This window comes from Burkholderia orbicola (assembly GCF_900100915.1).
Lineage (GTDB): Bacteria > Pseudomonadota > Gammaproteobacteria > Burkholderiales > Burkholderiaceae > Burkholderia > Burkholderia orbicola.
Map to the genome: position 1 here is coordinate 3,475,641 of NZ_FNKW01000001.1, position 22,132 is coordinate 3,497,772.

25 protein-coding genes are annotated in these 22,132 nt (G+C 66.7%); 9 read left to right on the plus strand and 16 right to left on the minus strand.

Features of this window, described 5'->3' with window-relative positions:
- Positions 1-178 precede the first annotated feature (178 nt).
- The 4 genes from BLS50_RS16675 to BLS50_RS16690 all read left to right on the plus strand — a co-directional run bounded on the left by BLS50_RS16675 (position 179) and on the right by BLS50_RS16690 (position 2,277).
- Positions 179-598, plus strand: coding sequence for an organic hydroperoxide resistance protein (locus tag BLS50_RS16675; RefSeq protein WP_074802827.1), 420 nt, complete (start codon positions 179-181; stop codon positions 596-598).
- 65 nt (positions 599-663) lie between these two features.
- Positions 664-990 (plus strand): DUF4148 domain-containing protein, encoded by a 327-nt coding sequence (locus BLS50_RS16680; protein ID WP_074802701.1) that lies wholly within the window; start codon positions 664-666, stop codon positions 988-990.
- Positions 991-1,053: 63 nt separating this feature from the next.
- Positions 1,054-1,392 carry a DUF4148 domain-containing protein gene (locus tag BLS50_RS16685; RefSeq protein ID WP_074802702.1) on the plus strand — a complete coding sequence of 113 codons (339 nt, stop codon included), beginning with the start codon at positions 1,054-1,056 and terminating at the stop codon, positions 1,390-1,392.
- 168 nt (positions 1,393-1,560) lie between these two features.
- Complete coding sequence (locus tag BLS50_RS16690) at positions 1,561-2,277, plus strand: GNAT family N-acetyltransferase (RefSeq protein ID WP_074802703.1); 717 nt, start codon at positions 1,561-1,563, stop codon at positions 2,275-2,277.
- A 52-nt stretch (positions 2,278-2,329) separates the two neighbouring features.
- Here BLS50_RS16690 and BLS50_RS16695 read toward each other — a convergent pair whose 3' ends face one another.
- The 3 genes from BLS50_RS16695 to BLS50_RS16700 form a co-directional block, all read right to left on the minus strand.
- Complete coding sequence (locus BLS50_RS16695; RefSeq protein ID WP_074802704.1) at positions 2,330-2,785, minus strand: MarR family winged helix-turn-helix transcriptional regulator; 456 nt, start codon at positions 2,783-2,785, stop codon at positions 2,330-2,332.
- A 111-nt stretch (positions 2,786-2,896) separates the two neighbouring features.
- The gene (locus BLS50_RS36360) at positions 2,897-3,025 is read right to left on the minus strand and encodes a hypothetical protein (protein WP_256334039.1); all 129 of its coding nucleotides are present in this window, start codon (positions 3,023-3,025) and stop codon (positions 2,897-2,899) included.
- Positions 3,022-3,393, minus strand: a complete 372-nt coding sequence (locus tag BLS50_RS16700; protein ID WP_027807081.1) for a GFA family protein — start codon at positions 3,391-3,393, stop codon at positions 3,022-3,024. The genes BLS50_RS36360 and BLS50_RS16700 overlap by 4 nt, the downstream gene beginning before the upstream one ends.
- Positions 3,394-3,876: 483 nt before the next feature.
- On the opposite strand from BLS50_RS16700, the gene BLS50_RS16705 reads away from it, so the two are divergent.
- Positions 3,877-5,340: an MFS transporter gene (locus BLS50_RS16705; protein ID WP_074802705.1), complete on the plus strand. Its 1,464-nt coding sequence runs from the start codon at positions 3,877-3,879 to the stop codon at positions 5,338-5,340.
- A 58-nt stretch (positions 5,341-5,398) separates the two neighbouring features.
- Here BLS50_RS16705 and BLS50_RS16710 read toward each other — a convergent pair whose 3' ends face one another.
- From BLS50_RS16710 to BLS50_RS16730, 5 genes are all read right to left on the minus strand, one after another.
- On the minus strand, positions 5,399-6,292 hold the full coding sequence (locus tag BLS50_RS16710) for a LysR family transcriptional regulator (protein ID WP_074802706.1): 894 nt from the start codon (positions 6,290-6,292) through the stop codon (positions 5,399-5,401).
- Positions 6,293-6,387: 95 nt separating this feature from the next.
- Positions 6,388-7,215: an alpha/beta hydrolase gene (locus BLS50_RS16715; protein ID WP_074802707.1), complete on the minus strand. Its 828-nt coding sequence runs from the start codon at positions 7,213-7,215 to the stop codon at positions 6,388-6,390.
- Between the two features lie 226 nt (positions 7,216-7,441).
- Positions 7,442-7,825 (minus strand): VOC family protein, encoded by a 384-nt coding sequence (locus tag BLS50_RS16720; RefSeq protein WP_011545425.1) that lies wholly within the window; start codon positions 7,823-7,825, stop codon positions 7,442-7,444.
- A gap of 34 nt (positions 7,826-7,859) precedes the next feature.
- Positions 7,860-8,822: a hydroxymethylglutaryl-CoA lyase gene (locus tag BLS50_RS16725; protein WP_074802708.1), complete on the minus strand. Its 963-nt coding sequence runs from the start codon at positions 8,820-8,822 to the stop codon at positions 7,860-7,862.
- Positions 8,823-8,843: 21 nt separating this feature from the next.
- A complete protein-coding gene (locus BLS50_RS16730) occupies positions 8,844-10,034 on the minus strand; it encodes a CaiB/BaiF CoA transferase family protein (protein ID WP_074802828.1) in 1,191 nt (396 codons plus the stop codon).
- Between the two features lie 259 nt (positions 10,035-10,293).
- Here BLS50_RS16730 and BLS50_RS16735 point away from each other — a divergent pair, with 259 nt between their 5' ends.
- On the plus strand, positions 10,294-11,259 hold the full coding sequence (locus tag BLS50_RS16735; RefSeq protein WP_074802709.1) for a D-2-hydroxyacid dehydrogenase: 966 nt from the start codon (positions 10,294-10,296) through the stop codon (positions 11,257-11,259).
- Between the two features lie 221 nt (positions 11,260-11,480).
- Here the strand turns inward: BLS50_RS16735 and BLS50_RS16740 are convergent, their stop codons facing one another.
- The 6 genes from BLS50_RS16740 to BLS50_RS16765 form a co-directional block, all read right to left on the minus strand.
- The gene (locus BLS50_RS16740) at positions 11,481-11,693 is read right to left on the minus strand and encodes a hypothetical protein (RefSeq protein ID WP_006497261.1); all 213 of its coding nucleotides are present in this window, start codon (positions 11,691-11,693) and stop codon (positions 11,481-11,483) included.
- Positions 11,694-11,908: 215 nt separating this feature from the next.
- Positions 11,909-12,346 carry a hypothetical protein gene (locus BLS50_RS16745; protein WP_074802710.1) on the minus strand — a complete coding sequence of 146 codons (438 nt, stop codon included), beginning with the start codon at positions 12,344-12,346 and terminating at the stop codon, positions 11,909-11,911.
- Positions 12,347-12,475: 129 nt separating this feature from the next.
- A complete protein-coding gene (locus BLS50_RS16750; protein WP_074802711.1) occupies positions 12,476-13,399 on the minus strand; it encodes an ABC transporter permease in 924 nt (307 codons plus the stop codon).
- Positions 13,399-14,280, minus strand: coding sequence for an ABC transporter permease (locus tag BLS50_RS16755; protein WP_006483578.1), 882 nt, complete (start codon positions 14,278-14,280; stop codon positions 13,399-13,401). Before BLS50_RS16755 ends, BLS50_RS16750 begins: the two co-directional genes overlap by 1 nt.
- A gap of 49 nt (positions 14,281-14,329) precedes the next feature.
- The gene (locus BLS50_RS16760; RefSeq protein ID WP_074802712.1) at positions 14,330-15,409 is read right to left on the minus strand and encodes an ABC transporter ATP-binding protein; all 1,080 of its coding nucleotides are present in this window, start codon (positions 15,407-15,409) and stop codon (positions 14,330-14,332) included.
- Positions 15,410-15,458: 49 nt separating this feature from the next.
- Positions 15,459-16,625, minus strand: a complete 1,167-nt coding sequence (locus tag BLS50_RS16765) for an ABC transporter substrate-binding protein (protein WP_074802713.1) — start codon at positions 16,623-16,625, stop codon at positions 15,459-15,461.
- Between the two features lie 470 nt (positions 16,626-17,095).
- Here BLS50_RS16765 and BLS50_RS16770 point away from each other — a divergent pair, with 470 nt between their 5' ends.
- A complete protein-coding gene (locus BLS50_RS16770) occupies positions 17,096-17,800 on the plus strand; it encodes a glutathione S-transferase N-terminal domain-containing protein (protein ID WP_074802829.1) in 705 nt (234 codons plus the stop codon).
- A 274-nt stretch (positions 17,801-18,074) separates the two neighbouring features.
- Here BLS50_RS16770 and BLS50_RS16775 read toward each other — a convergent pair whose 3' ends face one another.
- On the minus strand, positions 18,075-19,064 hold the full coding sequence (locus BLS50_RS16775) for an SDR family NAD(P)-dependent oxidoreductase (RefSeq protein ID WP_027813095.1): 990 nt from the start codon (positions 19,062-19,064) through the stop codon (positions 18,075-18,077).
- Between the two features lie 86 nt (positions 19,065-19,150).
- Here BLS50_RS16775 and BLS50_RS16780 point away from each other — a divergent pair, with 86 nt between their 5' ends.
- Positions 19,151-20,083, plus strand: coding sequence for an AraC family transcriptional regulator (locus tag BLS50_RS16780; protein ID WP_074802714.1), 933 nt, complete (start codon positions 19,151-19,153; stop codon positions 20,081-20,083).
- Positions 20,084-20,277: 194 nt separating this feature from the next.
- On the opposite strand, the gene BLS50_RS16785 is transcribed toward BLS50_RS16780, so the two are convergent.
- Positions 20,278-20,799 carry a MarR family winged helix-turn-helix transcriptional regulator gene (locus tag BLS50_RS16785; protein ID WP_074802715.1) on the minus strand — a complete coding sequence of 174 codons (522 nt, stop codon included), beginning with the start codon at positions 20,797-20,799 and terminating at the stop codon, positions 20,278-20,280.
- A gap of 130 nt (positions 20,800-20,929) precedes the next feature.
- Between BLS50_RS16785 and BLS50_RS16790 the strand changes: the two genes are divergently transcribed.
- A complete protein-coding gene (locus tag BLS50_RS16790; RefSeq protein WP_074802716.1) occupies positions 20,930-22,108 on the plus strand; it encodes an MFS transporter in 1,179 nt (392 codons plus the stop codon).
- Positions 22,109-22,132 lie beyond the last annotated feature (24 nt).

The following is a 22,132-nucleotide window of genomic DNA, read 5'->3' on the forward strand; positions in this document are numbered from 1 at the left end:
GGTCTGGATCGTCTGAAAGCCCTGCCCTGCAAGGCGCGACACGATCCAGATACATTGAAATACAAAATATCGCATACGATTTAATCGAATGCGCTTGACTAAGGTGGGCGTCAGGCGGAAACTGCGTCGCATGCGATCGAATCGCATCTGAAACAAACCTCAACCGACGGAGTAAATGATGAGCAAGATCGACAAAGTGCTGTACACGGGCAAGACGCATACGACTTCCGGCGGCCGCGACGGCGCCGCGCGCAGTTCCGATGGCCGCCTCGACATCCAGTTGTCGTCGCCGGGCAGCGCGGGCACCGGCACCAACCCGGAACAGCTGTTCGCGGCCGGCTGGTCGGCCTGCTTCATCGGCGCGATGCAGCTTGCGGCGCGTGCCGCGAAGGTGACGCTGCCGGCCGATCTCTCGGTCGACGCCGAAGTGGACCTCGGCACGGCGGGCAACGCGTACTTCCTGCAAGCCCGGCTGAACGTGAGCGTGCCGGGGCTCGAGCGCGACGTCGCGCAACGCATCGTCGACGCCGCGCATCAGACTTGCCCGTATTCGAAGGCGACGCGCGGCAACATCGACGTCGAGATCCGGATCGCCTGAACGTTGCACCGGGCGGCCGAGCGCCGCCTCCCGAATTCCCGATTCCTTTTCCATCGAGGTGAAACATGAAAACCCAATTGATCGCTGCCCTGTTCGTCACTGTTTCGGCTGCCGTTGCCGCTCCCGCGTTTGCCAATGAAGCCACCGTGACGCGTGTGCAGGTGCGCGCCGAACTCGCGCAGCTTCAACACGTCGGCTATCCGCTGAATCGCGCGACGGACGCTACCTACCCCAACGATCTGCAGGCCGCGTTGACGCAGATCCACGCCGACGACGCCGCCGCGGCCAACGCACCGGCTTCCGGCTACGGCGGCAACGGCGACACCGCGACGCAATCCGGCCGCCGGTATGTCGCAAGCGTGGCCGAGCGCTCGGTGTACTTCGGTCACTGAGCACCACGCCCGGTACGTGAACCCTGATCCCTGTTTATTCCTGATTCGATTTTGTCGAGGTGAATGATGAAGACCCAACTGATTGCCGCCCTTCTCGTTGCCGTGTCGGCCTCCGTCGCCGCACCGGTTTTTGCCGGCGAAAGCACCATCACACGTGCGCAGGTGCGTGCGGAACTGGCCGCGTTGCAGCAAGCCGGCTACCAGCCGAACCGCCCCAACGATCCGAACTACCCGACCAATATCCAGGCGGCGCTGAAACGGATTCGCGACGACGGCGCGGTCGCGGCCGCCGCGGCCGATACGCAGGCAGCCGGTTACGGCAGCGATGCCGGCGGTGCCGCGCAGTCCGGCAGCCGAAACACGCTGCGCACCGCCGAGCGCTCGATTTATTTCGGGCATTGAGCGCGGCACGGCGAATTCGGCCGCTGAAGTCCGTCATGTAAAGCGCATGCGATGTAATCGCGTGCGCTTTTCTATTGGTGTTGTTCGGGTCTGCGTTCGCGGTGCTATCCGCCCGCCCCCATCCGGGATTATTCTGTGCGGCATCCATCTTCCACCAAGGAGCCGCAGATGCCGGACGCCATGACCGGAAACGCGATAACCGATGCGCACGTGCTCGACCGGGTCGTCTGGAATGCGCTCACGGGCAGGCAGCGCCGCTTTGCGCTCGGCGATGGTCGTGCGGTGCGGTTCCCGATGGCCATCGCGCCATTTGCCGCGATCGACGACACGAGCCCGGCGTCGTTCGACGCGCTGTGCGGGCTGATCGCCGCACACGGCCCGGCGGCGCTCGTCACGCCGGACGAGATCGAGCCGCCGGCAGCTTTGTCGGTGATTCGACGAGCGACGTTGCTTCAAATGACCTGGCAAGGAACCTCGGGCACGACGCAAGAAGAGGAGCCTGTTCCGCTCGGCGAAGCCGACGTGCCTGACATGCTCGCGCTGACCGCCGCCGCGCAGCCGGGCCCGTTCGGCCCGCGCACGTTCGAGCTCGGCCACTACATCGGCGTGCGCAGTGAAGGCCGGCTGGCCGCGATGGCCGGCCAGCGGATGCAGGTCGACGGCTATACCGAGATCAGCGCCGTCTGCGTGGACGCCGCATTTCGCCGGCAAGGGCTTGCCGCGCGGCTGATCCGGTCGTTGATCGCGACGATCGGCGCGCGTGCGGAAACGCCGTTCCTGCACGTCCTCACGACGAACCGGGTGGCGATCGAACGTTATCTCGCACTCGGTTTCGTGGTCCGTCGCGAGATGCACCTGCTGGTGCTGGGCGATGCGCACGCATGACAACGCGGCCGGCGCGATTTCCGCGTCGGCCGCTTGTCGTGCCTGAGTGCTTTCAGGCTTCGGTCGACCGGATCAGGTTGCCGCGCAGCGTGACGATCGCCTTCTGTACCTTGGCGAACTCGTCCGGTTTCAGCCCGGTGGCTTCGACCAGGTTCATGTCGAGCCCCTTCTCGCGCACGCGTCGGCCGCTTTTCGTCAGGCTGACGAGCACCTGGCGTTCGTCGGACGGATCGCGGTGCCGCTCCAGGTAGCCCATTGCCTCGAGCTTCTTCAGGATCGGCGTCAGCGTATTGGATTCGAGAAACAGCTTCTCTCCGAGCTGGCCAACGGTCTGGTTGTCCTGCTCCCACAGCGCAATGATCGTGATGTACTGCGTATACGTGAGGCCGAGCTCGTCGAGGATCGGCTTGTATGCCTTGCCGAACGCGAGGTTCGCCGAGTAGATCGCAAAGCACAGGAACTCGGACAGCTTCGGCGCGGCGGACGGCGGGGTTTCAGTCGGTTTCATGGACTTCCTCCAGCGACGCGAACGGTCGCAGACAACCGCATTATATATCGCATGCGATCTTATCGGAAGCATGATAATCGGTGTCGATCGGCTGACGCGCGCCGCGCTCGTTCAGCCCGGCTTGTGGCGTTTGCCGGTTGGCTGACGGCTGATCGACAGCAGCGAGCACTGCACCGGATGCGCGATTTCGGTCGCGAGCCCGCCCGCGGCAAACAGCAGGATCATCAGCCAGCGCTTCATGCGTCCTCCACGACCGAAAGGCTCGCGCCATCGAGGACCGTCGCGTCGAGCGCGGTCGGATCGACGCCGTCGAGGCAGCCGAGATTGACGCGCCAGCATGCCGGGTCCTTGCGGGTCTGGTGGAACGGATAGACGCCGCATCGACTGCAGAAATAGTGGCGTGCGGTGTGCGTGTTGAAGCGATAGCACGTCAGCGCGTCCTCGCCTTCGACGATCGTCAGGTTGGCGGCGGCGAACATCGGGCTCATCAGCGCGCCGCGCCGGCGGCACAGGCTGCAGTTGCAGCGGACGGCCGGTGCAATGGCCGCGATGACTTCGAATTTGACGGCCCCGCAATGGCAGGACCCTTTGAACCAGGTGGCAGACATGACGGGCTCCGAAAGTGGTCATGCCTGCTTTATAGCGAACCCGCGCGCGGGCGTTGTATCGCACTGTATCCGCGCTCGGCGCAGATACAGGACATTGCACATCCGCAGGGCGCGCGATCTGGCCGGCGACGGTTGCGTCGGCGCCCGCACAGCAGGGGTCATGGTTTTCCCGCCCCGCGGGATGGTGCGGATGCGCATCGTTTTCGATACGCCCCTCCGCCCCGCAGGCTGCACCGGCCTGTCGGGCGACTACGCGCTGCCGCGCGGCCCCTACCCTTTCTGCTCAGGAAAGGACGCTTGAAACATCCGCAATTATCACGTGCCGCCGATTTGCCCACCATGTATCGGACGATCGGCGCAGCCCGCACGGGCGGCGCTTGCACGCGCCCGGCGATGCCTGCCGTCGCGTCGCGTGGCCGGCGCGTTACACCGGTCGCGAACGCCAGGCCCAGCGCCACGGCATATCGATAATCAGGAGACACGATGAACAGCCAATCCCTCGACCTCGGCGGCCATGCCGGCGGCCCTGAGTCCGCCCGGCCGCCGGCCGCTTCAGCAGGCACCGGCGCCGATGCGGCAGCCGTTCCCGGCCGCCGCGTCACGCTCGGCGATTTCATGGACGATCTGCCGGTCGGCGCATTGCATCGATTCGTCGTCTGGGTAATCGGCGTCGGGCTGTTCTTCGACATGTACGAGATTTTTCTCGTCAGTACGATCGGCTCCGCGTTGCAGCACGAATACGGGCTGAGCCGGCAAAGCGCCGATTTCAAGCTATTGCTGGCGTCGGCGTTCATCGGCATGTTCGTCGGCGCGATGTGCCTCGGCAGCCTGGCCGACCGCATCGGCCGGCGCAAGGCGTTCCTGCTCACGCTCGGGTGGTACAGCGCGTTCTCGCTGGTCGGTGCGTTTTCCGTGAACGCCGACATGCTCGTGGCATGCCGGTTCCTGACGGGCATCGGCGTCGGCGCGATCTATCCGGTCGCCGACAGCTTCCTGTCCGAAATCCTGCCGAAGAACAAGCGCGGGCGGCTCGCCGCGTGGGCCTACACGACTTCGTATGTCGCGGTGCCGCTCGTCGGCTTTCTCGCGCTGTGGCTGAATCCGTTGCAGGTGGCAGGCGTCGCCGGCTGGCGCATCATCCTCGCGATCGGCAGTCTCGGCGCCGTGTACGTGCTGCTCGTCCAGCACCGGCTGCCGGAAAGCCCGCGCTGGCTGCTCGCGCAAGGCCGCACGGCCGATGCGCACGCGGCGCTGCGGCGATTCGCGGAAAGCGCCGGCGTGCGTGTGCCCGAACACTTCGCGGAACCGGTCGAGCCGCAGCGGCCGCTCGGGCTCGGCGAGCGCATCGCGCTGCTGCGCCGCCAACCGTACGGTGCGCGCTACGTGATGCTGGCGATCTTTCACCTGTTGCAAGGCTTCGGCTACTACGGGTTCGGCACGCTGGCCGGCACGGTCGTGAAAAGCCGCGGCTTCGACGTGACGGACAGCACGCTGTTCATCGCGCTGTCGTTCATCGGCTATCCGATCGGCTCGCTGCTGTCGATTCCGCTGCTCAACTGGATCGAGCGCCGCACGCTCGTGATCGTGTCGATCCTGTCGATCGCGGTGTTCGGGCTGTGCTTCGCGTATTCGGGCAATACGATGCTGATCGTCGGCTTCGGGTTCCTGACGACCTGTGCGTCGAACGTGTTCAGCAACGCGTATCACGTGTACCAGGCCGAGATCTTCCCGGCGCGCGTGCGCTCGACGGCGATCGGCAGTACCTATGCGCTGTCGCGGATCGTGAGCGGCGCGCTGCCGTTCGTGTTGCTGCCGGTGCTCGGCAACTACGGCGCGGGCGCGATGTTCGGCGTGATCTCGGTCGCACTCGGCATCGTCGCCGTCACGCTGCGCGTGCTCGGACCGCTGACCACGCGGCGCAGTCAGGACGAGATCAATCCGGTTTGACGCGGCGATCGGCACGGGGCGCACGGAACCGCACCCCGTGCGTCGCGTTGCCTCGCATTCACCGCGCCGACATGAAATCGAACAGCTTCGCGACGTCGGTCGTCAGCACGCTACCCGCCTTCACGCCGACCCACAGCGTGCGCGTCGCCCACGCGTCGTCGAGCGTCACGACACCGAGCCGCGCCGCGCGCTCGCCGGTCACCGCATCGCGCGGCAGCACGCCGATGCCGAGCCCCGCTTCGATCATTCGGCTCACGCCATCGAAATTCGATACCTGGATTCGCAGCTTCAGCGAGCGCTCGGCCGCGAACGCGGCGTCGGTCATCCGCGCGAGCAGCGAGCTGCCGTCGCTCAAGCCCACGTAGTCCTCGTCGAGCGTATCCGCGAAGCGGATGCTGTCGTGCGCGGCGAACCGGTGCGTGCGCGGCACGAGCAGCACGAGCTCGTCGCGCCGGTACAGCCGCCGTTCGATGCCGGGCGCCGGCACGTTGTCGGCGAATACGCCGAGATCGGCCTTGCCCGACGCGAGCGCGTCGACGATCTCGTGACTCAGCCGCTCCTCGAGGCTGACCTTGATGCCGGGGTTGTCGGTGAGGAACGCGGCGAGATCGGCGGGCAGGAACTGGACGATCGCGGACGTGTTGGTCCAGACGTGGATATGGCCGCGCACGCCGGCGACGTAGTCGCTCATCTCGTGCGCCATCCGGTTAACCTGCTCGATCACCTTCGCCGCATGATCGAGCAGCGCGCGGCCCGCGGGCGTCAGCTCGACGCCGCGCGCATGCCGGACGAAGAGTGCGCTGCCGGTCACGCTTTCGAGTTCGGCGATGCGCTTGCTGACCGCGGACAACGTGAGCTGGCCGTGTTCGGCCGCCTTCGTCAGGCTGCCGTGCTCGGCGACGAGCGCGAACACGCGCAGCGACTGCAGATCGAAATGAAGCGGGTTCACCATGTCGTGGGGTCCTGGAAGGCCGTGCGGGGTACGCCGTCATCGCGCCGGCCTGACGCCGATCATACGCCCGGCCATGCGTGTGCGATATGGGACGGCTAGCGTGGCGCGATCGCGTGCAATGCGGCGAGCATCGCGCCGTCCGGCGTCGCGAGATCGTCGAGCACCGCGAAGTGCTGCATGCCGGTCAGCCACGTGCGGGCGATTCGCTCGCCGGCGGCTTCGCACGCGGTCGCGTATTCGTCGGCCTGCCGGATGAGTTCGGGCAGTTCCGCATCGCCGACCGCCACGACGGTCGGGGCGCCGGGCTCGATGTGATGCAGCGGACTGTATGCGTCGACCTCGCGCGCGGTGAGCTGCAGTTTGTCGTTCAGGCAGCACAGCGCGATCGGTTCGAGATCGACGAGCGGGCTGATCGCAAGTGCCGATGCGACGGCCGGATGTGCGCGATGCAGCGCCGTCAGGTGGCCACCCGCCGAATGGCCGCTCAGGTGAATCGGCCGCCCCGCGATCCCGAGGCCGTCGCGGTCGGCCGCGAGATGGTCGAGCAGCGCGCCGATCTCGCCGACGATATCGGTCATCGTCGCGACCGGCGCGAGCGTGTATTCGGCGAGCACGACGTCATAGCCGCGCGCGAGCGGCCCGCTCGCCGCATACGCGAAATCCTCTTTCGTGCAGTGCTGCCAGTAGCCGCCGTGGATGAACACGAACAGCGGCGCGTCGGGCTGCCCGCACGGCAGCCAGTCGAAGCGCTGCGCGGGTTGCGCGCCGTAACGCAGGTCGCGGCGGCCGGGCGTCGCGGCATACAGCGCTGCACTGCGCGCCTGGCATGACGCGAGCAACGCGGGGAAATCGGGAACAGCCTTCGTGTTCAGGTACGCGGCGTCGAGCGCCGCGCGGTCCATGCCGCGATAGAGGATCGTCATTCGGGAAGCGCCTGGAGCGGGTTGCGGATGCGCGCGGCAGGTTGGCGCCGTGCGCGCGGCGAAGGCGGCGGCCGGGCCGACGCCGTTGCGCCATTATCCGCAGTGCGGCCCCGCACGGCTATCCGGAATCGGCGGGCGCGGCGCGTGCCTGTCCGCTTTCGGCGAAGGACTGTGGCGCCGGGCGCGCAGCGTGCGGGTGCCCGCGCGGGCGACTGCACCCGGCACGTCAGATCAACTCGGAGATTTCGATCAGGTTCAGGTCGGGATCGCGCACGTAGACCGAGCGGATTTTCTGCGTCGCGCCCGTGCGTTCGACGGGCCCTTCCACGATCGGCCAGTCGACGCGCCGCAGGTGCGCGATCACGTCGTCGAGCGGAACCGACGCGATGAAGCACAGGTCGAGCGCGCCCGGCACCGGCACATGCGCTTTCGGCTCGAATTCCGCGCCGCGCACGTGGAGGTTGATCTTCTGGTTCCCGAAACGGAACGCGAGCCGGCCCGCGCCGAAGGTTTCGAGCTGCATCTGCAGCACCTCGGTGTAGAAATGCTTCGTCCGTTCCGGATCGACGCAGGTCAGCACGAGATGATCGAGATGGTCGATCAGCGCCATGGAATTCCCTCCTGTTCCTGTTGGGGTTCACGATTCACGAGAAAGCGCGTTGCGCGGGCATGTCGCCGGCGTTGGCGCGCGGCGGCGGATGAAGGTCCGAGCGGCGGCCGGCCTTCAGGATCTGGCTCGGCACGTCGTGCCCGATCAGCGCGGGCAGCCCCGCCGATGCGGCGAGCACGGCCGCAAGATCGATGCCCGTATCGTAGCCGTCGAGCTCGAGCATGTGCACCAGTTCCTCGGTGCACGCGTTGCCGGTCGCGCCCGGCGCATACGGGCAGCCGCCGAGCCCGCCGAGCGACGCGTCGAAGCGGTCGATGCCGGCGTCGAGCGCCGCGAGCGTGTTCGCGAGCGCCATCCCGCGCGTGTTGTGGAAGTGCAGCGTGAGTTGCAACGCGCCGAAGCGCTCGCGTGCGCGGCGCGACAGATCGCGCACCTGCGACGGAAACGCCATGCCGGTCGTGTCGCACAGCGTGAAGCCGTGCACGCCGAGATCCGCGAAGCGCTGCATCCACGCGAGCACCGTTTCTGCCGGCACGTCGCCTTCCATCGGGCAGCCCATCGCGGTCGACAGCGACACGTTGATCGCGACACCCGTGCCGCGCACCGTGTCGATCACGTCGCGCAACTGCGCGAACGACTGCTCGCGCGTCATCCGCAGGTTCGCGCGGTTGTGGTTCTCACTCATCGACATCACTAGGTTCACCTCGTCGACGCCGCACGCCAGCGCGCGCTCGGCGCCGCGCACGTTCGGCACGAGCACCGTATAGACGACGCCCGGCGCGCGCACGATGCCGTGCATCACGGCTTCCGCGTCGCGCAGCGCGGGAATCGCCTTCGGCGACGTGAACGACGTGACCTCGATCTTCGCGTAGCCGCAGGCGCTCAGCGCGTCGACAAGGGCGATCTTGTCGTCGGTGTCGACGAACGCGGCCTCGTTCTGGAAACCGTCGCGGGTCGCGACTTCGTGGATATGGAGTCGTTGCGGATGCCGGTTCATGGGTTCGTCCCGATGGTTGTGTCAGATCACGCCGCGCGTGCGCCAGTCGTCGCGCGTCGCCGTGTCGATGCCGAGCGATTCGAGTACCGCATCGGTATCCGCGCCGAGCGCGGGCGCCGGTCGCTCGATGCGCCCGGGCGTCGCATCGAGTTTCGGCACGATGCCCGGCACGAGCACGGGCGTGCCGTCGGGCAGCGCGGCGTCGACGATCATGTCGCGCGCACGGTAGTGCGGATCGGCCGCGATGTCGGCCACGTCGTAGATGCGTCCGGACGGAATGCGCGCGTCGTTCAGCGCGGCGAGCACGTCGTCGAGGTCGTGGCGGGCGCTCCACTCGCCGATCGCCGCATCGATGCGCGCGACCTGCGCGACGCGCCCGTCGTTGTGGGCGAGCGCCGGATCGTTGCCGAGATCGGGCCGACCGATCAGTTCCATCAGGCGCCGGAAGATGCTGTCGCCGTTGCCGGCGATCAGCGCGTACTTGCCATCGCGGCAACGGTACGCGTTGGTCGGCGCGATGCCCGGCAGGCTGCTGCCGGCCGGCTCGCGCACCGCGCCGAACGCCGCATATTCGGGCAGCAGGCTTTCCATCATGTTGAACACCGATTCGTACAGCGCGACGTCGACGACCTGCCCCTTGCCGCCCTGCTGTTCGCGATGCCGCAACGCGAGCAACACGCCGATCACGCCATGCAGCGCCGACAGCGAATCGCCGAGCGAAATGCCGACGCGCACCGGCGTGCGGCCCGGCTCGCCGGTCAGGTGGCGCAGGCCGCCCATCGCTTCGGCGATCACGCCGAAGCCGGGCCGGTCGCGATACGGGCCCGTTTGCCCGAAGCCCGACACGCGCAGCATCACGAGCCCCGGATTGATCGCGGACAGTGCGTCCCAGCCGAGCCCCCAGCCTTCGAGCGTGCCGGGCCGGAAGTTTTCGATCAGCACGTCGGTGTCGGCGACGAGGCGGCGCACGACGTCCTGCCCTTCGGGCGTGCGCAGATCGAGCGTGAGCGAGGTCTTGTTGCGTGATTGCGCGGCCCACCAGACCGACGTGCCGTCGTGCAGCAGTCGCCATTTGCGCAGCGGATCGCCGACGCCGGGCGGCTCGACCTTGATGACCTCCGCGCCGAATTCGGCGAGCATCCGGCCCGCGAACGGCCCGGCGATCAGTTGGCCAAGCTCCAGCACGCGGATGCCGTCCAGGGGGCGTGTCATGACTGTCTCCGATGAAAGCGTGTTGTCGATAACGGCGATCATGACGGCGTTCGCGCCCGGCGAAAATCGATCGATGGTCAACCCCACTTTCCGAAACGGAAAGGCGTGCGACCGCGCGGGCGCGTCGTCGGCCACGTGTGACGCGTCAGCCTTTCCATCCGGGAAAGCGCGCTCGCGCAACGGTCAAACGACGGTGCGCGCGCGGCCGGCAGAATCTGGTCCGTTCCGCGCCACCGGGCGCCTGCCAGCGAGACCCGCCATGTTTTCCGTTTCCGCTCCCGCGAAGATCGTGTTCCTCGACCGCGCGACGCTGTCGCCGCAGATCGGGCTGAAGCCGTTTCCGTTCCCGCACGTAGTGCAGACATTCGACCGGACGGCCGCGCACGAGGTCGCGGCGCGCATCCGCGACGCGGACATTGTCGTGACCAACAAGGTGCGGCTCGACGCGGCGGCCCTTGCCGCCGCGCGGCCGTTGCGGTTGATCGCGATCGCCGCGACCGGCACGGACATCGTCGATCTCGATACCTGTGCGGCACGCGGGATCGTCGTGAGCAATATTCGCGGCTATGCGGTGCGCACGGTGCCCGAGCATACGTTCGCGCTGATCTTCGCGCTGCGGCGCAGCCTCGTCGCTTATCGCGACGCGGTGCGCGCGGGGCGCTGGCTCGACAGCGGGCAGTTCTGCTTCTTCGATCACCCGATTCGCGACCTGGCCGGTTCGACGCTCGGGATCGTCGGCGACGGCGTGCTCGGGCGCGCGGTGGCCGCCATCGCGCGTGCGCTCGACATGCGGGTGCTGTTCGCGGCGCACGGCGACACATCGGGCGACGGTCATGCGCCGCTCGACACGCTGCTGCGCGACAGCGACGTGATCACGCTGCACTGCCCGCTCACGCCGGCCACGCGGCACCTGATCGACGCACACGCGTTTGCGCGGATGGCGCGCCGCCCGCTGCTGATCAATACCGCGCGCGGCGGGCTCGTGGACGAAAGCGCGCTCGTCGATGCGTTGCAGTCGGGGCAGATCGCGGGCGCCGGGTTCGACGTGGTCACGCAGGAGCCGTTGCCGGCCGCGCATCCGTTTCACGCGATCCTGTCGCATCCGGCGTTCATCCTGACGCCGCACGTCGCGTGGGCGAGCGACGAGGCGATGCTGGCGCTGGCCGACCAGCTCGTGGACAACATCGCCGCGTTCGTCGGTGGTGAACCGCGGCACGTTGTGTGACACGCACCAGCAGAACGAGAACGGCCCCGCTCGATTGCTCGAAGCGGGGCCGGCTGAATGCGGGGCTGCTTACGCCAGCGACTCGGCACGTAACGGGTTCGTGCATCCGCCCTATCTTGCGGCCGGTTTCTGAATACCTGGTGGACGCGACTTTAAGGCATTCAGGCCGGCAGTGATGTAGGGCAAGTCCGAAAGGCGGAAAAGCCGCTCAGTCAGGCCGCTCAGTATGCGGACATCTCGACGCAAGGATCGACCTTGGACGGCGAGCAGATGACCGAGTACTTGGCGCTCTCGCGCATCAGCGCTTCGCCTTCGTGCAGCGCGATCTTGATCTCGGGATGACGCTCGTACGCGAGGAAGGCCGAGCACACGACGGCGGACATCACGACGAGGGAAAACACAAATTTTTCAAGGGTTTGGAAACGTTCAGGCATGGTTGGGACCTTTCTCTCTCGCCGTAATTATACCTGAGATAAGGGTTTTCCCTATAACCCTGCCCGCATACCGAGGATGGGGTCAAACGAGATAAGACAAGTGCTTGCGCCCTTTTATCGAAAAAGCGGGCGGCGCGGCCCGTACGAACGGGGCCGCCTGCACGAGGAGGGGAAAGCGGGCTTGCGGGTGGCCGGCGCGTCACTGGCCCACTGCGTCACTCCAGCGCCGACGCGCCGCTCGCCGCATTGCCCGGCCAGGCCTTGCCGATATGGTCGATCAGCGACTTCGCGGTGCCCGTCACGAGCGCCGCGTCGACGCCCGACGTCTGCCATGCGCCGTCGGCCGCCTTCACGAAGGTCAGATTCGCGCGCGACGGCGAGTAATCGGCATTGCGCCACGTGACCACGACGTCGCACGAATACGTGCGATCGCCGAGCTTCTTGCAGTCGCCGTCGGGTTTCGCCGACACGACGTCGGCCGACACGGGCAACGGCTGGCCGAACAGCGCGTTCAGCCCGCCGTGGTTTTCCGCTTCGAGCGCGCGGCGCACGGCGGCGTCGACGTCGCTCGATCCGGGACCGTCGTGAAGCAGATTGCAGGCGGCCAGCAGCGTCGAAGCCCCGGCGAGTGTCAGCAGCGTGTGAAACTTCATGGATATCCGTGGATCGGGTGAACGCCGCGTAGTCTGCAACGTCCGCGTGTCGTGCGCGGTATCCATTTGTAACCAATTGCACGGCTACCTACAGCCTGGCGACCCGGTGCGATCGTGCGATGCCCTCGCCTACTGCCGCTCCTGCTTCACGCGGCTCACGAGCTGCGTCGGACTGACGAACTGCAGCGCGATCACGACCCATACGAGCGTGATGGCCATGTAGATCATCGCCATCGCGTCGATCGACTGCGGCGCGCGCACGCCGGTCGAGAACACCGCGTAATACAGCGCGACGACGAGCGTCTGCGTGCTCGGGCCCGCGGTGAAGAACGTCAGCTCGAACATCCCGATCGTGCGCACCAGCACGAGCAGCCCGGCCGCGAGCATGCCGGGCACCAGCAGCGGCAGCAGCACGTAGCGGAAATAGCGCCACGTGTTCGCGCCGAAGATGCGCGCGGCCGCTTCGAGGTTCGGATCGATCTGTTCGATGAACGGCGTCATCACGAGGATCACGAACGGCAGCGCCGGCACCAGGTTCGCGAGGATCACGCCCGGCAGCGTGCCCGCGAGCCCGATCTTGTACATCACCGTCGCCATCGGAATCCCGTACGTGACGGGCGGCACCATCAGCGGCAGCAGGAACACCAGCAGCGCGAAGCGCTTGCCGCGGAACTGCACGCGCGCGAGCGCATACGCGGCCGGCACGCCGAGCGCGATCGACAGCAGCACGACCGCGCCGACCACTTCGACGGTCACCCACAGCACGCTGGCGAGCTGGAAGTCGTCCCACGCCTTCGCATACCAGTGCAACGTGAAGCCCTGCGGCAGCGGCGTGCCGAACCAGCGCGTCGCGACCGAGTTCACCGCGACGGTCGCGATCAGCAGCATCACGTTCAACAGGAAGAACGCCATCAGCCCCCAGACGAGCGCCTTCCATGCGCGGCCGGCGAGATTGCTTTTCATCCGGTGCGGTTTCCTTGCATCGACGGGCCGCGTATCGGGTGCGTCGTGCTTCGGCGGCCACGTGCGGGCGGCATGATCGTCGGTCGCCATCAGCCCTTGCCTCCCGTCACCGCGCCGGTATAGAAGAAGCGGCGCGCGCCGAGCATCGACGCGACCACCAGCAACTGCACGAAGCCCATCACGATCGCGATCGCCGACGCGAGCGAATAGTCGTAGCTTTCGAACGCGGCTTCGGCCGCCGCGATCGAGATCACGCGCGTCGGGCCGGCCGGCGCGCCGAGCAGCACGGCCGACGGAAACACCGAGAACGCCTGCACGAACGACAGGCACGCGGCCATCGTGAGCCCCGGCACGAGCAGCGGCAGATAGATCTGCCGGAACTGCTGCCACGGGTTCGCGCCGAGGGTGGCGGCCGCGCGCGCGAGGGTCGGGTCGATGCCGCTGATGTACGACAGCATCAACAGGAACGCGAACGGAAAACCCGACACGATCAGCGACAGCAGCACGCCCCAGTAGTTGTGTGTGAGGCGCACTTCGTCGGTGTACAGGTGCAGCCCCTGCAGCGCCTGCGGAAACCAGCCGTTCGGCCCGAAATACGTGAGCATCCCGTCGGCGACGAGCACCGTGCCGAGCGTGACCGGAATCACGAGCAGCGTCGTGACGAACTTCTGGTACGGCGAATTGCGGCGCAGCGCGAACGCGACGGGCACCGCGATGCCGACGTTGAGCAGCGTCGCCGGCACCGCGAGCTTCAGCGTGACGAGCACGGTCGGCCACATCGCGGTATCGGTGAAGAACTGCACGTAGTTCGCGAGCGCGCCGCCGCCGTTCGTCGCGTTCGTCGGCTGGAACGACAGCACGAGGCCGTACGCGAACGGATAGATGAACAGCGCGGCGATGAACGCGAGCGCCGGCGTGACGAGCCAGGCTTTCGCGTCGCGCGGCGCGCCGCCGGTCGCGAGCGTGCTCATGCGGCCTCCGGGCGGGATGCCGCCGCGCGCGCCGGGTGGCGCGGGCCGTTCATTGCGTGTCCCCCGCACAGACGAGTGTGCGCGCCGGCGCCACGCGTAGCCGCAGCGGTTCGCCTTGCGTGAACTCGCCGGCCACGCGGGCCCAGATCGAACCGAACGGCGTGATCGCGCGAATCAGCGAGTCGCGGCCGCCGTACTCGACCGTCTCGACGGTCGCGTCGAACGCATTGTCGGCGCCTTCTTCCGCGCGCTCGATGTCGTCCGGACGCAGCGCGACCACGACGTCCTTCGCGTCGAAGCCGGCCATCGGTACGCCGGTGAGGCGCACGCCGCCCGACGTGACGTTCACGTAATCGCCGGCCATCCCTTCGAGCGTAAACGGCAGCACGTTGCGATAGCCCATGAAGCGCGCGACATGCAGATTGTGCGGGCGGGTGTAGACCTCCTTCGGCGACGCGACCTGCTGCACGACGCCCTCCTTCATCACGACGATGCGGTCGGCCATCGACAGCGCCTCGTCCTGGTCGTGCGTCACGTAGATCGTCGCGCGTTCGAGCTGCGTGTGGATGCGGCGGATCTCCGCACGCATCTCGATGCGCAGTTTGGTGTCGAGGTTCGACAGCGGCTCGTCCATCAGCACGAGCGGCGGCTCGATCACGATCGCGCGCGCGATCGCGACGCGCTGTTGCTGCCCGCCCGACAGTTGCCCGGGCAGCTTGCCTTCGTGACCGACGAGCTGCACGAGTTCGAGTGCCTGCTGCGCGCGCCGCCGCGTTTCCTGCTTCGCCACGCCGCGCATCTTGAGGCCGAAACCGACGTTCTCGAGCACCGACATGTGCGGAAACAGCGCGTAGTTCTGGAACACCATCCCGAAGCCGCGACGCTCAGGCGGCAGCACGTCGATGCGCACGTCGTCGAGCCAGATGCCGCCGCGCGTGAGCGGCTGCAGGCCCGCGATGCAGTTCAGCGCGGTCGATTTGCCGCAGCCCGACGGGCCGAGCAGCGCGATGAATTCGCCGCGCCGGATCTCGAGGTCGAGCCCGTTCAGCGCGGCGACCTGCGCGCCTTCCGTATTGGTAAAACTGCGGCACACGCCGTCGAGCCGCAACCGTTCGAAATTGTGCTTCATTCCTCGAACTCCATCGACGCGGGCGCCGCGGCGCCCGCCGGTTCAGGCGTCACTTCGATTTCTGCGAACCGATCTCGCGATCCCATTTCTGGAATGCGGCGACCATCGCCTGCGCGTTGAGCGGCTGCACGTGCGGGCGATCGGCGAGCAGCTTCGCGTATTCGGGCCGGCCGAATTTCCTGATCACTTCCTGGCTGTGCGCGGGCGCCATCTCGAGCGTCACGCCCTTCACCGCCGGGCCCGGGTAGAAGTAGCCGTCGTCGTAGGTCATCGCCTGCTGCGCCGGTTCGAGCAGGAAGTTCATCAGCTTGAACAGCACGTCGAGCTTTTCCTTCGGCACGCCCTTCGGGATCACCATGTAGTGCGCGTCGTTGACCCACGTCATGTTGTCGAACGCCTGGATCTTGAACTCGGCCGGCACGATGCCGAGCGCGCGCGGGTTCAGGTCCCAGCCGGTGACGGTCACGGTCATGTCGCGCGTGCCTTCGCCGAGTTCCTTCATCACCGCCGACGTGCCGCCCGGGTAGTACGGCACGCATTCGTTCAACTGTTTCAGGAATGCCCAGGTCTTGTCCCAGCCGTTGATCGGGTCCTGCGGATTCTTGTCGCCGAGCACGTACGGCAGCCCCATCAGGAACGTGCGGCCGGGGCCCGAGTTCGCGGGGCGCGCATAGATCAGCTTGTTCGGGTGCGCCTTGCACCACGCGAGCAACTGGTCGGGCGTCTTCGGCGGGTCGCTGACCTTCGCCGGGTTGTATTCGAGCAGCGGGCCGGCCGGCATGTAGGTGACTTCGAGGCCGAAGCCCTGCGCGAGATCCTGCATCTTGCGCGGGCCGGGCGCGTACTTGTCGAGCACGCCGGGGAGCGCACCCGCGTTGTCGGGCAGGAGCTTCTGCCACAGGTTTTGCTCGATGCCGGCGGCCAGCGCGTCGGTGCCGGTCAGCACGAGGTCGATGTCGGAGCGCCCCGCCGCCTGCATCGCCTTGATCTTGCCCGGCAACTGCGGCGCGGGCGCGTTCGTGAACGTGACGTTCGCGACGAGACCCGGGTTCTTCTCCTTGAACGCCTCGATGGCCTTCTGCGTGAGCTGCAGGTTGCCGGCGACGTCGACGATGTTCAGCGATACGGGGGCGGCAACGGCTGAGGCGGCCGACAGCGTGAAGCCCATTGCGAGTGCGATCCGGCGGACACGGCGAGCGATCGGGATGGTGTTCATGTCTCCTCACTTCGGTCGGTGGATGGGACCTTTCTTGTCAGGAAATCATGACGGCGTTATACGATGTCGGTCAACAAAAAACCACCGAACTCGGGGCGGGACTTTCCCTGACAAAAAGCTTCCGTTTGTCGAGGAAATGTGCGGTGGTGGAGTTTGTCGGCGGTGGCGGAGTCTTTTGGCCGGGTGTGTTAGGACGTCGTATCTCGGTGGGAGGCGGAACGCGTCGGGCCGTATGCGGTCCGGCGGCCGCCGGAGATACGTTGCCCGCCGTGTCTTGCGGCACCGTGAGCGGCGCCAAACACGGCTATTGTGCCGAACCACCGGCGGCTGGCCGACCCCTGCATCGATTCCCCGGATCGGCTACAGTGGGCGCTTTCGGCGCGCTCCGCCCTGCCGCCGCGCCGCGAACCGTGCGCGAGCGCGGCGGCACGGGCGGAGCGCGGATCATTCACTTCGACGAGCGAACCTTCATGCCCGACCTGTCCGCCTTCCCGATCACGCAAAAGTGGCCGGCCCAGCATCCCGACCGCCTCCAGCTCTACTCGCTGCCGACGCCGAACGGCGTCAAGGTGTCGATCATGCTCGAGGAAACCGGCCTGCCGTACGAGCCGCACCTCGTGCGTTTCGACACGAACGACCAGTTCTCGCCCGAATTCCTGTCGCTGAACCCGAACAACAAGATCCCCGCGATCATCGATCCGAACGGCCCCGACGACCAGCCGCTGCCGCTGTTCGAATCGGGCGCGATCCTGATCTATCTCGCGGACAAGACGGGCCAGCTGATCCCGCAGGATCTCGCGGGCCGCTACGAGACGATCCAGTGGGTGATGTTCCAGATGGGCGGCATCGGGCCGATGTTCGGCCAGCTCGGCTTCTTCCACAAGTTCGCCGGGCGCGATTATGAGGACAAGCGCCCGCGCGACCGTTACGTCGCCGAATCGAAGCGCCTGCTCGGCGTGCTCGACGCGCATCTCGCGAATCGCCAGTGGGTGATGGGCGATACCTATACGATCGCGGACATCGCGATCTTCCCGTGGGTGCGTAACCTGGTCGGTTTCTATGAGGCGGGCGATCTGGTCGGCTTCGGCGAATTCCGGCACGTCAAGCGGGTGCTCGACGCGTTTGTTGAGCGGCCGGCTGTTGCGCGGGGGCTCAATATTCCGGCGCGGGGCTGAGTGACCGGGCGGCAGCGGGCATGCCGTCCGCGGCCCGCGCCACGCTCGAGTCAGGCCCACCGCAATGCGCGGTGGGCATTTTTTTGCTCGTCACGAATTTTCGGGGAACGCTGGGAACACTGTCGGTGTTCGGCCAGCTGCTGCCATAGGCATGCACGCTGACGACGACGCTCGAATGGCTGCTTCGTAACAAGTAACGGTTCGTCGCCAGTCATGATGAGACAGCCCCATAAAAAACCGAAGAGCCGAATCTGGCAAGTAGTAGCAGCTTCCACTAGACGCTGAGAAGTCGCTCGCTGAGTGCCCATAGGTCATCGGCGAATCCAGAGTCGACGGCATAGGGTAATACGCCCGTAAGTCGCATTGCATCCGACATATCCATCTTCTCCGGTTCCTGCATCATCACCGAAGCAATGTCGACGTTTTCGCAATATACGCCGCCCATGCCATTCAATTGTGGACTCGTTGCACACCAGACCTGGGTGGCGGCTCCCTGTCCGACAGTTTTGAGTTGCCTCGCCGGATCGCGCACGGGCTTGCCTTGTTCATCAAGGACACCTGCGGCGATCAGCTGCTCGCGCGTAATGTATTTCCCCAGCCCGGTCTCGACAATAGCTCCCGGGTGCAGCGAAAACGCGCGGATTCCGTGTTCCTTTTCGCGCTGATCGAGCGCAACGGCGAAGAGGATATTGGCGGTCTTCGCTTGCCCATACGCTGCCCACGGCGTGTACGCGCGACGCTCGAAATGCGGGTCGTCGAAAACCACCGGCGAATAACGGTGCCCAATCGACGAAACCGACACCACGCGAGCACCTTCCGCCTTGCGCAGCAGCGGCAGGAGCCGCATCGTGAGTTGCAGGTGGCCGAGATGGTTGGTCGCGAACTGAGACTCGTACCCGCGCGCGTCGCGCGTCAATTCCGGCACGGCCATGATCGCGGCGCTGTTGATCAGCATGTGCAGCGCTGGAGTCGATTCGAGGAACGCCGCCGCAAAGGCATCGATTGAGGGCGGATCGAGCAAATCCATCGGCGCGATTTCCACGTCGATGCCGGCCAGTGCCTCGCTGGCGCGGCGCAGATCGCGCGCGGGAACAATTACGCGTGCGCCGGCCGCGCGCAAAACCCGGGCGGTTTCGCGTCCGAGGCCGGAATAGCCCCCGGTCACGATCGCCGTCTTACCGGCAAGATCGATGCCGGCGATGACCTCGTCGGCGGTGGTGGCGGCTCCGAAACCCGAACCCAGTGGCTTTTGTGGCGTCATCATGGTATTTCCCTGGACGAACAATGATGTACGCAGTGTGGGCTCAAATCCCGGTACGATGAATCATCAAACGTTCGGAATACTGTCGCATGAGTTCAAATATCGAGGACGACCCGCTCTCGGCTATCCTCCGGCTGCTCGGTACCCAGCCCGTCGTGGCCGGTAGTTTCTCTGCGGGGGGCACGTGGGCGATCCGCTTTCCGCAGCCGAAAAAGCTCAAGTTCTTCGCACTGGTCAAGGGCAACTGCTGGCTTTGCATTGATGCGCAGACGGAGCCGGTCGCGGTCGGCGAAGGCGACGTCTTTCTGCTGACGGGCGAACACGCGTTTGTCCTCGCAAGCGATCCGGACGCGGATCCGGTCGACGCGGCAACAGTGTTCTCCGGCGAGCGAACTCGGACTGCGACGATCGGCGACGGCAATGGTTGTACGCAGATCGGCGGACACGTCAGGCTCGCGCCCTCAAACGACGCGCTGCTGGTCGACGTCCTGCCATCGCTGATACACATCCGCGCGGACTGCGAGCAGGCGGCCGTCCTTCGATGGCTGCTTGCCCAGCTCGTCAAGGAATTCGCGTCGGGTTTGCCGGGCAGCGGCCTTGCTTCGACCTACCTTGCGCAGTTGATGTTCGTCGAAATGCTGCGCGTCCATCTCGACACCAGCACGGCAATCCCCAACGGCTGGCTGCGCGCCATCGGCGACAGACGGCTTGCGCCCGCGCTACGGTTGATGCATGGCGATCCCGGCCGGGCATGGCGACTGGATGAGCTTGCGGCCGCATCAGCAATGTCGCGCACGGCGTTTTGCGTACATTTCAGGTCGGTTGCGGGCATGGCTCCGCTCACGTGGCTCACGCAGTGGCGCATGCGTATGGCAAAGCAGGCGTTAACCGACGAGAAACTGCCGATTGCCATTCTCGCGGCGAGGTTAGGTTACGCATCCGAAAGCGCATTTAGCAGCGCGTTCAAACGGGTGTCCGGAGTGTCTCCAAGCGATTACAGGCGGGCGGGGTGGTCGGGTTGAAGCGAGGGGTCGTCCCGACCCCGACTAACTCAGCCGTGTCTTCGAACGTCCGGACAGGTGCGATGACCGTTGTACCGTCATAAGCCGCCTTTGTCGAGGTCCTGCGGCGAACGACAGAGAAGGGTCGGCATGCGACGTCCACAAAAATTCACCAAGACCTTTTTCCCGGCGCGTACGTTTCCATCACGCATTCTTCAACGCGACTTCTCTTCCTCCCCTTCCCGCGTCGCACCTCCCAACCCCGCCAGCAACTTCCCCAGCAGTTCCGACAACTGCGCCTGTTCCGCCGCCGACAACGTGGCCAGCAATGCGCGCTGGTTGTCGATATGCGCGACGACGGCCTCGTCGATCAACGCCCGCCCGGCATCGGTCAGCGCGACGAGCGTGCCGCGCCCGTCGGCCGGGTTCGGCCGGCGATCGACCCACCCCGCCTTCTGCAGCCGGTCGATGCGCGCGGTCATCCCGCCCGACGACATCATCAGCGCGTCGTACAGCGCGGTCGGCGTCAGCGCGAACGGCGCACCGCTGCGCCGCAGCGTCGCGAGCACGTCGAATTCGCCCGGCTGCATGCCGTAGCGCGCGAACAGCGGATTGAGACGGTCGCGCGCGATCACGAGCGCGGCTTCCTGCAACCTCCCCATCACCACCATCGACGTTGCGTCGAGATCCGGGCGCTCGGCGCGCCATTGCGCGAGCGCATGCTCGGCTCGATCCATTAACCCTCCTCGGCCTACCAGTTATCTTGACGTCGAGATAAATCACCATTTATCTTGATGTCGAGATACTTTACCTGAAAAACGCGCGGCGCCTCACCGGCAGTCGCGCATCGATATCGAGGGCCTTGCGATGAATCGCTTCACTTCCCCCGGATGGCGGCTCGCCGCGATCGTGCTCGTCGGGTTGAACCTGCGGCCGGCGCTCGCCGCGGTCGGGCCGCTGCTCGACATGATCCAGCGCGCGACGGGGATCGGCGACGGCGCGGCCAGCCTGCTGACGACGATCCCGATCCTGCTGATGGGCCTCGGCGCGCTGAGCGCGCGGCGCCTGCAGCGCATCATCGGGATCGCGGGCGGCGTGTGGCTCGGCGTCGCATTGATCGGGCTGGCGTGCGCATCGCGCGTCGGGGCGCAGCACGCATGGCTGCTGCTCGCGAGCGCGTGCTGCGCGGGTGTCGGGATCGCGATGGTGCAGGCGCTGTTGCCCGGCTTCGTGAAGGCGCATTTCGCGACGCGCATCGGCGGCGCGATGGGTGTCTATTCGACGTCGATCATGGGCGGCGCGGTGCTCGCGAGCGTCGTCGCGCCGTTCGCCGCGGCGCGCTGGGGCTGGCTCGCCGCGCTCGCGGGCTGGGCGTTGCCGGCGGCGCTCGCCGCACTGGCCTGGCCACTGGCCAGCCGGGGCGGCGACACGCTTGCCGTCGGGCCCGCGTCGGTATCGAATGCGCGGCCGTCGCGTTCGCCGCGCGCATGGCGGCTCGCGCTGTTCTTCGGCATCGCGACCGGCGCTTACACGCTCGTGCTCGCGTGGCTGCCGCCGTACTACATGCGGCTCGGCTGGTCGCCGACCGCGGCCGGCAGCCTGCTCGGCGGCGTGACGCTTGCGGAAGTCGTCGCGGGGATGACTATTTCCGCGACGATCGACCGCGTGCCCGATCGCCGGCCGGCGCTGCATGCGGCGATCGCGTCGCTGTTCGTCGGCTTGCTGGTGATGCTGGCCGCGCCCGACGCGCTCGCGTTGCCGGCTGCCCTGCTGCTCGGTGCGGGGATCGGCGCGCTGTTTCCGCTGTCGTTGATCGTCACGGTCGACCATGCGGCCACGCCGGCCGATGCCGCGTCGCTGACGGGGTTCGTGCAGGGTGTCGGCTACCTGATTGCCGGCGTGTTTCCGTTCGCGGCCGGCATCGTGCGCCAGCGTCTCGCGGACCTGACGCCCGCGTGGATCGCGATGGCATGCCTGTGTGTCGTGCTGTTCGTGCTCGCAGCCGGGTTTGCACCGAAGCTGGCGCGGCACGTCGCGCGGGCCTGAGCGGCGCCGCGGGCCAACTGCGCG